The 13724-nt window shown below is 55.3% G+C and carries 23 protein-coding genes; all 23 read right to left on the bottom strand.

The features are described from left to right. Position 1 precedes the first annotated feature (1 nt). Positions 2-535 (bottom strand): 50S ribosomal protein L6, encoded by a 534-nt coding sequence (rplF, locus tag ACR0NN_RS16510; RefSeq protein WP_039538290.1) that lies wholly within the window; start codon positions 533-535, stop codon positions 2-4. 11 nt (positions 536-546) lie between these two features. After that, the gene (gene rpsH / locus ACR0NN_RS16505) at positions 547-939 is read right to left on the bottom strand and encodes a 30S ribosomal protein S8 (protein WP_010437099.1); all 393 of its coding nucleotides are present in this window, start codon (positions 937-939) and stop codon (positions 547-549) included. 13 nt (positions 940-952) lie between these two features. Further along, positions 953-1258 (bottom strand): 30S ribosomal protein S14, encoded by a 306-nt coding sequence (gene rpsN, locus ACR0NN_RS16500; RefSeq protein ID WP_010437098.1) that lies wholly within the window; start codon positions 1256-1258, stop codon positions 953-955. Between the two features lie 19 nt (positions 1259-1277). Beyond that, positions 1278-1838, bottom strand: coding sequence for a 50S ribosomal protein L5 (gene rplE, locus ACR0NN_RS16495; RefSeq protein WP_170478252.1), 561 nt, complete (start codon positions 1836-1838; stop codon positions 1278-1280). Next, positions 1831-2142, bottom strand: coding sequence for a 50S ribosomal protein L24 (rplX, locus tag ACR0NN_RS16490; protein ID WP_010437096.1), 312 nt, complete (start codon positions 2140-2142; stop codon positions 1831-1833). The genes rplE and rplX overlap by 8 nt, the downstream gene beginning before the upstream one ends. Before the next feature lie 2 nt (positions 2143-2144). After that, complete coding sequence (gene rplN / locus ACR0NN_RS16485) at positions 2145-2513, bottom strand: 50S ribosomal protein L14 (RefSeq protein WP_008757934.1); 369 nt, start codon at positions 2511-2513, stop codon at positions 2145-2147. Positions 2514-2588: 75 nt separating this feature from the next. After that, the gene (gene rpsQ / locus ACR0NN_RS16480) at positions 2589-2819 is read right to left on the bottom strand and encodes a 30S ribosomal protein S17 (protein WP_068340771.1); all 231 of its coding nucleotides are present in this window, start codon (positions 2817-2819) and stop codon (positions 2589-2591) included. Positions 2820-2823: 4 nt separating this feature from the next. After that, positions 2824-3030: a 50S ribosomal protein L29 gene (rpmC, locus tag ACR0NN_RS16475; protein ID WP_010437082.1), complete on the bottom strand. Its 207-nt coding sequence runs from the start codon at positions 3028-3030 to the stop codon at positions 2824-2826. A gap of 274 nt (positions 3031-3304) precedes the next feature. Further along, complete coding sequence (locus ACR0NN_RS16470; protein ID WP_170727692.1) at positions 3305-4087, bottom strand: SDR family NAD(P)-dependent oxidoreductase; 783 nt, start codon at positions 4085-4087, stop codon at positions 3305-3307. 54 nt (positions 4088-4141) lie between these two features. Then, entirely contained in the window at positions 4142-4762 is a 621-nt protein-coding gene (locus ACR0NN_RS16465) for a 2OG-Fe(II) oxygenase family protein (protein ID WP_170609980.1), read from the bottom strand. 40 nt (positions 4763-4802) lie between these two features. Further along, positions 4803-5351 carry an amino acid synthesis family protein gene (locus ACR0NN_RS16460; protein WP_170727687.1) on the bottom strand — a complete coding sequence of 183 codons (549 nt, stop codon included), beginning with the start codon at positions 5349-5351 and terminating at the stop codon, positions 4803-4805. A 160-nt stretch (positions 5352-5511) separates the two neighbouring features. Continuing rightward, positions 5512-5925: a 50S ribosomal protein L16 gene (gene rplP, locus ACR0NN_RS16455; protein WP_039538270.1), complete on the bottom strand. Its 414-nt coding sequence runs from the start codon at positions 5923-5925 to the stop codon at positions 5512-5514. A 12-nt stretch (positions 5926-5937) separates the two neighbouring features. Then, a complete protein-coding gene (rpsC, locus tag ACR0NN_RS16450) occupies positions 5938-6648 on the bottom strand; it encodes a 30S ribosomal protein S3 (RefSeq protein WP_008758042.1) in 711 nt (236 codons plus the stop codon). Beyond that, a complete protein-coding gene (gene rplV / locus ACR0NN_RS16445; protein ID WP_039538267.1) occupies positions 6648-7028 on the bottom strand; it encodes a 50S ribosomal protein L22 in 381 nt (126 codons plus the stop codon). Before rplV ends, rpsC begins: the two co-directional genes overlap by 1 nt. Before the next feature lie 3 nt (positions 7029-7031). Beyond that, entirely contained in the window at positions 7032-7310 is a 279-nt protein-coding gene (gene rpsS / locus ACR0NN_RS16440) for a 30S ribosomal protein S19 (RefSeq protein ID WP_005980699.1), read from the bottom strand. A gap of 3 nt (positions 7311-7313) precedes the next feature. Next, complete coding sequence (gene rplB / locus ACR0NN_RS16435; protein WP_120633917.1) at positions 7314-8156, bottom strand: 50S ribosomal protein L2; 843 nt, start codon at positions 8154-8156, stop codon at positions 7314-7316. A gap of 485 nt (positions 8157-8641) precedes the next feature. After that, entirely contained in the window at positions 8642-9550 is a 909-nt protein-coding gene (locus tag ACR0NN_RS16430) for a protein kinase domain-containing protein (RefSeq protein ID WP_170727684.1), read from the bottom strand. A gap of 143 nt (positions 9551-9693) precedes the next feature. Beyond that, positions 9694-9990 (bottom strand): 50S ribosomal protein L23, encoded by a 297-nt coding sequence (locus tag ACR0NN_RS16425; RefSeq protein WP_010437040.1) that lies wholly within the window; start codon positions 9988-9990, stop codon positions 9694-9696. Continuing rightward, positions 9987-10604 carry a 50S ribosomal protein L4 gene (rplD, locus tag ACR0NN_RS16420; RefSeq protein ID WP_010437039.1) on the bottom strand — a complete coding sequence of 206 codons (618 nt, stop codon included), beginning with the start codon at positions 10602-10604 and terminating at the stop codon, positions 9987-9989. Before rplD ends, ACR0NN_RS16425 begins: the two co-directional genes overlap by 4 nt. Beyond that, the gene (gene rplC / locus ACR0NN_RS16415; RefSeq protein WP_039538255.1) at positions 10601-11326 is read right to left on the bottom strand and encodes a 50S ribosomal protein L3; all 726 of its coding nucleotides are present in this window, start codon (positions 11324-11326) and stop codon (positions 10601-10603) included. The genes rplD and rplC overlap by 4 nt, the downstream gene beginning before the upstream one ends. 18 nt (positions 11327-11344) lie before the next feature. Continuing rightward, entirely contained in the window at positions 11345-11659 is a 315-nt protein-coding gene (gene rpsJ, locus ACR0NN_RS16410) for a 30S ribosomal protein S10 (protein ID WP_008756422.1), read from the bottom strand. A 264-nt stretch (positions 11660-11923) separates the two neighbouring features. Beyond that, positions 11924-13285: a dGTP triphosphohydrolase gene (dgt, locus tag ACR0NN_RS16405; RefSeq protein ID WP_170727676.1), complete on the bottom strand. Its 1362-nt coding sequence runs from the start codon at positions 13283-13285 to the stop codon at positions 11924-11926. A 215-nt stretch (positions 13286-13500) separates the two neighbouring features. After that, a partial coding sequence (locus ACR0NN_RS16400) for an EF-Tu C-terminal domain-related protein (protein WP_480685119.1) occupies positions 13501-13724 on the bottom strand: 224 nt, incomplete at its 5' end.

Here is a 13724-nt window from a genome sequence, read left to right as displayed (position 1 = left end):
CTTACTTCTTCTTGCCTTCCTTGCGGAAGATGAACTCGCCCTTATAGCGGATGCCCTTGCCTTTGTACGGCTCGGGACGGCGCCATTCGCGGATTTTGGCCGCGACTTCGCCCACCTGCTGCTGGTCGATACCTTCCACAACGATCTCAGTCTGCTTCGGCGCGGTGATGGTGACACCTTCCGGAGCAGTGAAATCGACATCATGGCTGTAGCCCAGGTTCAGCTTCAGGGTGTTGCCCTGCATCTGAGCCCGGTAACCAACACCCTGGATTTCCAGCTCTTTTTTGAAGCCGTTTGTGACGCCTTCAACCAGATTGGCGACCATAGTGCGGCTCATGCCCCACTGCTGGCGCGCACGCTTGGACATGCCACGAGGGTCGATCTTGACCACGTTGTCTTCAACCGACAGCGTTACGTCGTCGGTAGCGGTGAAGCTGCGGGTGCCTTTCGGACCTTTCACTTCGATGGTCTGACCCGACACAGAGGCGGAAACGCCGCTGGGCAGCTCGACCGGTTTTTTACCAATACGAGACATTGCAGACCTCCTTAGAAGACGGTGCAGAGCACTTCGCCGCCAACATTGTTGGAGCGAGCGTTTGCATCCGACATCACACCTTTCGGAGTGCTGACAATCGACACGCCCAGACCCTGACGGACCTGCGGGATGTCATTGACGCCCATGTACACGCGGCGACCGGGTTTCGAGACCCGCTTCAATTCGCGAATAACAGGGGTGCCTTCGTAGTATTTCAGGCTGATTTCGATGGCCGGATGACCGTTTTCACCGGTCGTCGCTTCGTAGCCACGGATGTAACCTTCGTCCGCCAGCACGTCCAGAACCCAACCGCGCAGCTTGGAAGCCGGGGTGGAAACGGTGGACTTGCCGCGCATTTGCGCGTTGCGGATACGGGTGAGCATATCGCCGATAGGATCATTCATATCTATGTCTCCCTTACCAGCTCGATTTCACCATGCCGGGGATCTGACCAGCAGAACCCAGCTCGCGCAGCGCGATACGGCTGACCTTCAGCTTACGGTAGTAAGCGTGGGGACGACCGGTCAGCTGACAACGGTTGTGCAGACGGGTAGCCGAGCTGTTGCGCGGCAGTTTCGCCAGTTTCAGACGCGCTTTGAAACGCTCTTCCATCGGCTTGCTCTCGTCATTCGCGATTTCTTTCAGCTCGGCACGCTTTGCGGCATATTTGGCCACCAGGCGTTCGCGCTTCTTCTCGCGTTCGATCATTGCTTTCTTAGCCATGTCTCTATCCTCCCGGCGCTTACGCGTTGAACGGCATGTTGAATGCTTTCAACAATGCCTTTGCTTCAGCGTCGGTTTTCGCTGTGGTGGCAATTACGATATCCAGGCCCCAGACCTCGTCGACCTTGTCGAAGTCGATTTCCGGGAACACGATGTGCTCTTTCATGCCCATGGCAAAGTTGCCACGACCATCGAAAGACGGCTTAACACCGCGGAAGTCACGAACGCGAGGCATCGCGATGGTGATCAGACGATCCAGGAATTCGTACATCCGGTCACCGCGCAGGGTCACTTTCGCACCCAACGGCATGTCTTCACGGACGCGGAAACCCGCGATCGACTTCTTCGCCTTGGTTGCAACGGCCTTCTGGCCAGCAATCGCAGTCAGATCCTCGACAGCAGCTTTCGCTTTCTTCGAGTCTTTGACAGCCTCAGCACCACAACCGATGTTCAGAACGATTTTTTCCAGCTTGGGCAGCTGCATGTCGTTCTTGTAGCCAAACTCTTCTTTCAGAGCGGCACGGATGGTTTCAACGTACTGAGTTTTCAGACGCGGGGTGTAGGTTGCGGTATCAAGCATCGATCACGTCCCCTGTGGTCTTGGCGAAGCGCACCTTCTTGTCGCCTTCCATGCGGAAGCCAACGCGGGTAGCTTTGCCGTTTTTGTCCAGCAGTGCCAGGTTCGACAGCTCGATCGGGTTTGCCTGAGGCAGGCGACCACCTTGCGAGGTTTGCGACTGACGGGTGTGGCGGATGGCGATGTTGATGCCATCAACAACAGCTTTACCGGCTTTCGGGTCAACCGAGGTGATAGTTCCCTCTTTGCCCTTGTCCTTACCGGCCAGCACGACGACCTTGTCGCCTTTGCGGAGTTTAGCAGCCATGATTACAGCACCTCCGGAGCCAGCGAGATGATTTTCATGAAGTTCTTGCCGCGCAGTTCGCGAACAACGGGGCCAAAGATACGGGTACCTACGGGCTCGTTGTTATTGTTCAGGATGACGGCGGCATTGCGATCGAAACGGATCGCGGTGCCGTCTTCGCGACGGACTTCCTTGGCGGTGCGTACGACGACGGCCTTACGGACGTCACCTTTCTTTACGCGGCCGCGCGGGATGGCTTCCTTCACCGAGACGACAATGATGTCGCCAACGGAGGCGTATTTACGCTTGGAACCACCCAGGACCTTGATGCACTGAACTCGGCGTGCGCCGGAGTTGTCAGCGACATCCAGATTGGTCTGCATCTGGATCATGTGGTTTCTCCCGACCTGTGGGGGCTGGTCTCGTTAAATCCCCCAGGGTTTCGACAAATGAAAAGTCCTGGGGGCTTACGCCTCCAGAACCTCCCAACGTTTCGTCTTCGATTTCGGCGCGCATTCGATAATGCGTACGGTGTCGCCGACCTTGAAGGCGTTCTTTTCATCGTGAGCCCGGTATTTCTTGGACTTACGGATGGTTTTCTTCAGAACCGGATGCGTAAAGCGGCGCTCGACGGATACGGTTACGGTCTGTTCGTTGGCGTCGCTGGTCACGGTGCCTTGCAGGATACGCTTGGGCATCTGATTACTCCTCGGATGCCGCAGCAGCGGCCTTTTCGTTCAGGATGGTTTTGACACGGGCAGCATTGCGGCGGGCCGCTTTGATACCGGCTGTGTTTTCCAGCTGACCGGTTGCCTGTTGAAAGCGCAGGTTAAAGCTTTCTTTCTTCAGGTTGGCCAGTTCCTCGCGGAGCTGGTCCGGGGTCTTGTCACGCAGTTCTTGGGCGTTCATCGCCTTTTTCCTTTGCTCAAAACACCAGAAGGCCCCGTACACGGGTCACCTTTGACCTGGTGGATGAATGATAGACATACGAATCGCCCGGCAACGCCGGGAGACCGCAGGATGCCGCCGTATAAGGGTTTGGGGGGTGGGTGGCAAGGGAAAGTTTCAATCCGTTTTCAGGCGGATGAATCTGCCCGTTTCCCAATTCCTGCCGCCCTCAGAACCCGGGCCGTCAGATCACAACCGCGACCAGTCTTGATCCTGAAAAAAAGCGGACGGGTGTTCAGGTGCCCTTCTCCTGCATTTTCCGAACCATGTTCAGCCGCGCGCGATGCGGCAGAAACGGCATGACCCAGCCCAGCATGAATGCAAGCGGCTTGTCGTTGATCACCGTAAGCTTCCCGTCGATCATGGCGTCATAGCCGATTTTGGCCACGGCCTCAGCGGTCGCGCCTTTTTGGGCAACAAGCTTCGTGCCCTCAAGATTTGCCGCAGCAGCAAACTCGGTCGCGACATACCCCGGCTCCAAAGCGGTCACAGTGACGCCCTTACCTTTCAGCTCTTCCGCGAGCGCCTGACTGAAACTTGAAACATAGGCTTTGGTGGCAAAATAGGTCGCTTGCAGCGGGCCCGGCATATGCGCCGCAGTCGAACTGACATTCAGTATCTTCCCACCACCACCTCTGATCATATCGGTGCCAAACATATGACTCAGAGAGACAAGGGCATCGACGTTCAGCCGGATCATATCCAGATCGTCCGAAAGGCGGCGATCCAGAAAAGCCCCATGCCCCCCAAATCCGGCATTGTTGATCAGATAGTCGACCGTCAGGTCTTCGCTCTTGACGGCCTCATAAAGTTTTTCCGCGCCTCCAACAGCACCCAGATCAAGCGGAATCGCAGTGACAGTAACACCATGGGCGGCCTCAAGCTCTGATCTGAGGGCATCCAACGCATCCCCGCGCCGCGCACTGATGATCAGATTGCCGCCTTGTGACGCATGATAACGTGCCAATTCCCGGCCAATTCCGGATGAAGCGCCTGTGACGAGAGCTGTTTTAGTCATAATATCCTCCGACAAAGCAACCTGAGCGCTTTCAACTTGGCGCTTCAAGACGCTTCACTCCCATTTATAGTTGAAGCTGACAGAAATCCGCTCGTCCTCGGCCATGTTCATCGGCACCTCGTGGCGCAGCCAGCTTTCCCACAGCAGGACGTCACCTACCTGCGGCTTCATATAGATGAAAGGCTGCAATTCCCGGCGCCCGCCCTTCAGCCGCGTCGGTGCGGCCATCATGCGGCCCGACCGCGGGTCTTCCAGTTTCAACGCACTGGCCCCTTCGGGCATGGACACATAAGTCGTGCCTGAGATGACGCTGTGCGGATGCAGGTGGCTGGCATGCATCCCGCCTTCAGGGAGGATATTGATCCACAGATCCTCAAGCTTCAGTGCGCGGTCGTCCAGATCAAACTCCAAATCCTTGGCAAAAGCAGCGACGTGCTGATCCAGCACTTTGACAAGATCGGCAAATATAGGAAACCGCCAAGGCAAATCGGTCAGCGAAGCATAGCTGGTGTAGCCTGGATACGCATTCGCTTCACACCAGTCCTGCCCGGCCTCATCATCTTCAGCAATGACGAAGCATGAACTTTCCAATTCCTCCGCGTCGATCCTGGGATCGAACTCGGACAGGGCTGCGCGATAGAGTCGTGTGACGAAGAGTGATTCAATCTGTGCCATGGGCCGGGCATACCCCAGCCCTCTCGGCAAGACCAGCCGCTTAGGTCTTGATAGGCCCTTTGCCACAGCGCGGTATCGGGCGACCTCCGTCGGCATAGGCGAGGCACAGCACGATCTCATCCGGTTTCGGCGCATCTGGGATGTTCAGCGTCATCGTGTCGAAATGATCGAACGACCACGGATTGTCCTTGTGACCCAGCGGCAGATCAATCGCGCAACCCGGCGCGCCCAGTTTGGCGTTGGACGGTATCACCGCTTCACCTCCGCCCGCCGCAGCGCGCATGGGCGCACCGAGTTTGGGTTGAATCACCGCCCCACCCTGCTCAAGATCGCCATTCATGCCGACAATCGCGGCTTTACCGTAAGAGACCGGCGCTCCGTCCAGTTGAGAAATCGCCTCGGCAGCGAGTTCCGGGCCCAGAATGGCGCCGATCTCGAACAACTCTGAAAGATCGTCCGAGAAGCGCCCGGCCAGAGGGTTCTGCATCACTGCCAGCGCTGCGACCCGATTGATCGGATCACAAGGTTGGCCCAACTGGTCGGTGGATATGACTTCTTTAATGAACAATTTTTTACGTAGCTGAACCATAGGTCCCTCCCATACCTGTAAGCCAACCTAGGGGTGCGGCGGAGGGAGGTCGACGTTTTTCACAATCCACGAAGCACGGGCTGCCGATCCAAAAGAAAACCCCCGCCGGTTTCCCGACGAGGGTCATTCATGTAACGAGTGAGGTCAAAGCCCCAATCGCTTACCAGTCTTCGCGGACCACAACGCGGGTCTTGATCGGCAGCTTCATCGCGGCCAGGCGCAGGGCCTCGCGGGCGATGTCGTCATTGACGCCGTCAATTTCGAACATCACACGACCGGGCTTTACTTTCGCTGCCCAGAAGTCAACGGAGCCTTTACCTTTACCCATACGGACTTCGGTCGGCTTCGAGGTCACAGGAGTATCCGGGAAGATCCGGATCCAGACGCGGCCCTGACGTTTCATGTGACGGGTCATGGCACGACGTGCAGCTTCGATCTGACGCGCGGTGACGCGCTCGGGCTGCAGTGCTTTCAGACCGTAGGTGCCAAAGTTCAGATCGGAACCGCCTTTGGCGAGCCCCTTGATCCGGCCTTTGTGCATCTTGCGGAATTTAGTACGCTTTGGTTGAAGCATATCTTTCCCTCCTTAGCGACGACCGCCACCAGCACCACGAGGTGCAGGGCCGTCCTGGAGTTCCTGTGCTTTACGGTCACGTGCCTGCGGATCGTGCTCCATGATCTCACCTTTGAAGATCCAGACCTTGATCCCGATGATCCCGTAGGGGGTCATCGCTTCGGCATGTGCGTAATCGATGTCGGCACGCAGGGTGTGCAGAGGCACGCGGCCTTCGCGATACCACTCGGTCCGTGCGATTTCGGCGCCGCCCAGACGACCAGCGACGTTCACCCGGATACCCAGGGCGCCCATGCGCATGGCATTCTGAACCGACCGCTTCATCGCGCGGCGGAACGAGACGCGGCGCTCCAGCTGCTGAGCAATGGACTCGGCAACCAGCTGCGCGTCAAGCTCGGGCTTGCGCACTTCGACGATGTTCAGGTGCAGTTCGCTGTCGGTCATACGAGCAAGCTTTTTGCGCAGAACTTCAATGTCTGCACCTTTCTTGCCGATGATGACACCCGGACGAGCCGTGTGGATCGTAACGCGGCACTTCTTGTGCGGACGTTCGATGATCACACGGGCAACACCGGCCTGTTTGCACTCTTTGTTGATGAACTCACGGATTTTGAGGTCTTCCAGCAGAAGATCACCGTAGTCCTTGGTGTCGGCGTACCAGCGGCTGTCCCAGGTTCGGTTGACCTGCAGGCGCATGCCGATCGGATTTACTTTATGACCCATTAGGCTTGCTCCTCAACTTGACGCACCTTGATGGTGATCTCCGAGAACGGCTTCATGATCTTGCCGAAACGGCCACGGGCACGCGGACGACCGCGCTTCATGACCAGGTTCTTGCCAACCCATGCTTCGGCGACGATCAGTTCGTCAACGTCCAGGTTGTGGTTGTTTTCGGCATTCGCGATTGCGGACTGCAGGCACTTCTTGACGTCCTGCGCGACACGCTTGTTCGAGAAAGTCAGGTCGGTCAGAGCCTTCTCAACTTTCTTGCCGCGGATCATTTGCGCAACCAGGTTCAGTTTCTGCGGGCTGGTGCGAAGCATGCGGGTTTTCGCCATTGCTTCGTTTTCAGCCACGCGGCGGGGGTTCTTTTCCTTGCCCATGACTTACTTCCGCTTCGCTTTTTTGTCTGCGGCGTGGCCATAATAGGTGCGGGTCGGCGAGTACTCACCGAACTTCTGACCGATCATGTCTTCCGAGACGTTGACGGGGATGTGCTTCTGGCCGTTGTACACACCAAAGGTCAGACCCACGAACTGGGGCAGAATGGTGGAACGACGCGACCAGATTTTGATGACTTCGTTGCGGCCCGACTCGCGCGCTGCTTCGGCTTTTTTCAGCACGTAAGCATCGACGAAAGGACCCTTCCAAACAGAGCGAGACATAGATTAACGTCCCTTCTTCTTGGCGTGCCGCGAGCGGATGATCAGCTTCTGGGACGCTTTGTTCTTGTTGCGGGTACGCTTACCCTTGGTGTCCTTACCCCACGGAGTAACCGGCGTACGGCCACCCGAGGTACGACCTTCACCACCACCGTGCGGGTGATCGATCGGGTTCATTGCAACACCACGAACCGACGGACGTACACCCTTGTGGCGCATACGACCGGCTTTACCGAGGTTTTGGTTGCTGTTGTCAGGGTTGGACACGGCACCGATGGTGGCCATGCATTCTTGACGGACCATGCGCAGCTCGCCCGAGCTCAGACGGATCTGAGCGTAGCCGCCATCGCGACCCACGAATTGAGCGTACGTACCGGCCGCACGTGCGATCTGACCGCCTTTGCCAGGCTTCATCTCGATGTTGTGGACGATGGTACCAATGGGCATGCCCGAGAACGGCATTGCGTTGCCCGGCTTGATGTCTGCCTTGGCGGATGCCACGACTTTGTCACCAACAGCCAGACGCTGCGGAGCCAGGATGTATGCCTGCTCGCCGTCTTCGTATTTTACCAGTGCGATGAATGCGGTCCGGTTCGGGTCATATTCGATCCGCTCGACGGTTGCCGCGACATCAAATTTGTTCCGTTTGAAGTCAACGATCCGGTAGAGACGCTTTGCGCCACCGCCGCGGCGGCGTGAAGTGATCCGTCCGGTGTTGTTCCGGCCGCCCGATTTGGTCAAACCCTCTGTGAGAGACTTGACCGGACGTCCTTTCCAAAGCTCCGAACGGTCGATCAGCACCAGCCCGCGCTGGCCCGGCGTCGTCGGCTTGTACGACTTGAGTGCCATGCTTTCTGTCTTCCGTTTAGCAAGTGCGGGGATTTCCCCGCTATGTGATAGGCCCCCGTAGGTGCCAAGGGTATAGGGCCCCGAAGGTCCCCGGTTACAAATATCAGAGGCCCCGGAACGAATCCGAGGCCGCAAGATTGGGAGCATGTAACAGGGTTGGGGGTGGGTGTCTATAGGGTGCGACCGGAATTTAAATGCCATTTCGGCACGAAAACCAATGCCGCCAGTCCAAACCTAACCGTATCCTAAAATGGAATCTCATCGTCATCAATTTCGGGTTCTGTCCGCTCGCATGCCTCTAGTCGCAAAACTATATTTTCCAAGACAATACTCCGCTTTTCTTCTGACAATCCTCTCAGGAGATTGATGAACCTGAGTAGTGTCTCAACATAAACCTCGGTACTTTTCCAATAACTGAACGCGCCTAACACAAAAATAGAGACTAACTTGTTCGGTGCGGCAACAGTCTCTTCAAGCATCGTTTTTCAGTACAGCGCTTCAAGCTTTACGAGAACTTTTGTCGGATCTCGATCGAACCTAGCATCCGATTGGATGGAAGACACAACTTCCGACAACTCCCCAGCAAAATTCCGATAGGTTTCTACTTCCCCATCGGAAAACGATAACTCCGCGAATTTGCCCTCGTTGATCGAGCGCTTCACGTCTTCAAAGGACTGTGTTCGGCGTGACCGGTCGGACTCGCACATTGAAATCAATAGTAGCCTGTACTTGAAGTCGCTTAGTCCACATTCCTGAATAGCCAGTTGAAACAGCTTTCCAACAAAATAGACCTCCGTTTGAAAGTCGTAGATATTGTCCGCGAATTCTGGAGGGGTCTCACACCACCAGTTCAAAGAGATGCTCTTTCGGTCATCTTCGCGTTGGCCCAACCCAATCTCTTTTCCGAAGCCAAAATCTATGATCTTTGGCGTACTTGTCTCATCAATCAGAATGTTTGCCGGACGAATGTCCCGATGCAGGACACCGCGCGCTTGCAAATGGGTAAAACCGTCAACTACGCCTTCAAATACCCTATCGGCGTTAGCGGGGTTTTTCTTGAGATAATCCAGTAACTCTAATCCCGAGACGTACTCCATTACGATGTACGATGTTTTGTATTCACTGTAGTCGAAGTAGTTGAAGACCCTGACTACGTTTGGGTGATTTAACCGAAAGAGAATTCGCGCTTCATCACGGAACCGTCCGAGCAAATCGAGAAAGAGACCGGGGTTTTCTTCTTCGGATATGATCGGAAGATATTTCTTAGCAACAAAATCGGCATCCATACCTTCGTCTCGGATATGGACGGTCTCACCGCACGCGCCGCTTCCCAGAACCTCCAACAATGTGAATTTAGCAGGGCGGTTGAATTCAATGGTTTTTGCTTTGTGCATTCTTCGTAGAGTTCACATCAAATTTGGAACGGCAACTGTCATCCAATGAAACCATTGCTACGCAATAAATCAATGCCATGCCTCCAAACAAAAAAACCCCCGCTTTCGCGGGGGCCTTTATCTCATCCCGAGTACGGGTCCGATCAGAGACCGGTGCTCACGTCGATGGTGTTACCCTCTTCCAGGGTCACATATGCTTTTTTGACGTCTTTCCGACGGCCCAGCTGGCCGCGGAACCGTTTGACCTTGCCTTTGGTCACGGTGGTGTTCACCGCTTTGACCTTCACACCAAACAGCGCCTCAACGGCCTCTTTGATCTGCGGCTTGTTGCTGTCGATCGCAACTTCAAAGACAACCGCGCCGTTTTCGGACGCCATGGTCGACTTCTCAGTGATGACCGGCTTTCGGATCACGTCGTAGTGTTCTGCCTTCGCGCTCATTTCAGACGAGCCTCCAGTGCTTCGACAGCCGCTTTGGTGAGCACCAGAGTGTCACGCTTGAGGATGTCATAGACGTTTGCGCCCATCGACGGCAGGATATCCAGACCTTCGATGTTCTTGGACGCTTTCAGGAACCCTTCGTTCACGGTCGCGCCGTCGATGACCAGAGCGCGTTTCCAGCCCAGGTTTGCAACCTGTTTGGCCAGAGCGGCGGTCTTGCCTTCGGCTTCGGCGTTCTCGATCACGACCAGTTCACCTGCCTTGGCTTTTGCCGACAGAGCGTGGCGCAGGCCAAGCTTGCGGAACTTCTTGGGCAAGTCGTGACCATGCGAACGCACGACGGGGCCTTTATAGATACCACCACCTCGGAAGATCGGCGCGTTACGGTCACCATGGCGTGCGCCACCGGTACCCTTCTGGCGATAGATCTTCTTGGTCGAGTAGCTGGTTTCCGAGCGGGTCTTGACCTTGTGGGTGCCGGCCTGCGCGTTGTTGCGCTGCCAACGGACCACACGGTGCAGGATGTCCGCGCGCGGCTCGAGGCCGAACAGGTCCGCATCCAGCTCGATGTTGCCGGCTTTGCCGCCGTCCAGTTTGATTACATCAAGTTTCATGCTTCACCACCTTCCGCGGGCGCTTCTTCCGCCGGTGCTTCGGTTGCGGCACCTTTCACGGCTGCCGGGAAAGGCAGACCTTCGGGTGCTTTCTTCTTGACGGCGTCCTTGACGGTCACCCAGCCCGATTTCGGTCCGGGAACGGCGCCTTTGATGAACACCAGGTTCCGGTCGGCGTCGGTTTTGACAACTTCCAAGTTCTGGGTGGTAACACGGGCAGCGCCCATGTGACCGGCCATCTTCTTGCCTTTGAACACCTTGCCCGGGTCCTGACACTGACCGGTCGAACCGTGCGAACGGTGGCTGATCGAAACACCGTGCGAGGCGCGCAGACCACCAAAGTTCCAACGCTTCATCGCACCGGCAAAGCCTTTACCGATCGAGGTGCCCGAAACGTCAACTTTCTGACCTTCCAGGAAGTGTTCTGCCGAAATCTCGGCGCCCACATCGATCAGGCCATCTTCGGAGACGCGGAACTCGGCCAGCTTACGCTTGGGCTCGACCTTGGCAGCGGCATAGTGACCGCGCATGGCCTTCGAGGTGCGTTTTGCTTTGGCAGCACCAGCGCCCAACTGAACAGCTGTGTAGCCGTCTTTGTCAGCGGTACGCTGTGCAACGACCTGCAGGTTGTCCAGGTGAAGAACGGTCACAGGGATCTGCTTGCCGTCTTCCATGAACAGGCGGGTCATGCCAACTTTTTTTGCGATAATACCAGAGCGCATGAATAATACCCTCCGATCTTACGACTGCAGCTTGATCTCGACATCCACACCAGCAGCGAGGTCGAGCTTCATCAGCGCGTCAACGGTCTGGGGGGTCGGATCAACGATGTCCAAGAGACGCTTGTGCGTACGGATCTCGAACTGGTCGCGGGATTTCTTGTCAACGTGAGGGCCACGGAGAACCGTGAACTTCTCGATCTTGTTCGGCAGCGGGATCGGGCCGCGCACGTTCGCGCCGGTCCGCTTGGCAGTGTTGACGATCTCTTGCGTGCTGGCATCCAGAACGCGATAGTCAAATGCCTTCAGCCGAATACGGATATTTTGGCTTTGCATAGATACAGCCTTTTATCAGGCGTTGAGGTTGAGAGGAGGACAGACGCGCATCGCCAACCCTCATCGAACCCAAAAGGCGGGAATCACCCCGCCTTTGTCCGCTATGAGCGAACTCGCGCGTATTAGTGGGGTTGGTGGGGTTTGGCAAGGGGGGAATTACTATCACTTTGAAGGGCTGTTAAACGCGCTCGAACTCCATTGGTGACAAATAGCCGATTTCAGACCCCTATCTCACGAGAGTGATATCGGAAGCTGATCCAGCTTCTAGTCGCGTTTACCGTTAACCGCGTGCAGTCTACTATATATTTCATGAGCGTGCCCATCAGTCATTCCTGTCACAACATCCACTAGAACCTTGAGCGTGTCGTATGCGTCGGACCCAAACGTCGACATGTCAATATTGTCAGACGGCAGCAGCTCAACCATAATCCGGTCGGATTTACTGAGATTTTTACGATCGCCTTGCATGGAAAGTAGTCGATCCAAAGGACCCGCAAACTTCGAAAGAAGGGCTGGTAAGATGTGAATTGCTTCTGCATCGGCCAATCCTTTCTCGCCGCCGTAGTGCAAAAATTCCTGAGCCGCGTCACGAATTTTTTCTATATGGCTCGACAGACCACAATTATCCAACAACCCTCCCCTATAGGTACCGTCCATAATCTGTGTATAACCGCGTTGAAATCTCGACACCGCTTCTTCCAACAACGCCGGGGCAGCTGCCGCCGCTAGGTAGTTGATCCTGTCCATTTCACGATCATTGACTTCGCTGTATCGATATAAGTAACCTCTTGCTTCTGCAGTTGATTTAAGGAGTCCCTCTGCAGTTTCGAAGGGAATTCGTCCCGCTCGAAAGCCGTCTTGTAGGTCTGTTGTCAAATACGCTATATCGTCTGCCGCTTCTACGAGGAAAGATAGCGGATGCCGCTGAAAACAACCCTCATCGTCTTTTGTCAAGCCACAGCTGTCGAAGATCCTTTCGACCGCACTAATGTCATCATGGAAAAAGCCGAACTTCTTCTTTTCTTTTGCCGTTTTGTGGTTAGACGGAAATGGGTATTTGCACATTGATGCCAATGTGGCGTGCGTAAGCTGTAACCCGCCACGCTCCCTCCATCCTTGCAGCCGTGTAATAATTCTAAAGCTCTGAGCGTTCCCATCAAAATTGAGAAAATCAAACCTGCGGATATCGTTTTCCGCAAGCCGTAAGTTCGAGTAGTCGCTACTAGTGTACCAGTATCGGACAGCATCCTCACCAACATGGCCAAAAGGAGGATTACCTAGATCGTGAGCTAAGCAACCCGAAGAAACCACTTCGCCAATGGCTTCAGGTGGATGATTTATGCCCTCTCGTTCTACTAAAAATGCACCAACCATATTTCCCAATAGCCGCCCGAAATAAGCAACTTCGTAGGAGTGCGTGAGTCTGTCTCGAACGAAGTCGTTGTTAGGAAACGTGAAAACTTGAGTCTTGTTTTTTAACCGACGAAACGCAGATGAGTGTATTACTCTTCCATAATCTTCTTGAAAATCACTGACTGAAATCTTGTCCTTATCAGCCGCTTGAGGTGGTCTTGTTCCCGTGTCCGAAATAAAGCGGTCACTGTTTAGTAGCTTTTTCCAATCCATACGCACTCTCATAGTGTAAATTCCAGCAGCCCTTACACTTACTTTTTGGCCCCTTAAAGGAAACTATCTAAATAAAAATGCGACTCCAAGTATTTAACACAAAGTAGAAAAAGGCCGCCCCGGTGTGGGACGGCCTTCTTTTGTTCAATCGAGTTGCCGCTGGCAGATTTTCCTATGGAAAATCGCCCGCCGCAACCAGGCGCGACAAGCGCGCCTTATTCAACGATCTTCGACACAACGCCGGCGCCGACGGTGCGGCCGCCTTCGCGGATGGCGAAGCGCAGGCCGTTTTCCATCGCGATCGGTGCGATCAGCTCAACCTCGAACGACACGTTGTCGCCGGGCATGACCATCTCGGTGCCAGCCGCCAGGGTCACGGTTCCGGTCACGTCAGTTGTACGGAAGTAGAACTGAGGACGGTAGTTCGCGAAGAACGGAG

Source organism: Ruegeria sp. BA2, from assembly GCF_056539605.1.
Note: the sequence above shows the minus strand (reverse complement) of the source record. Positions and strands in the feature narration are given on the sequence as shown.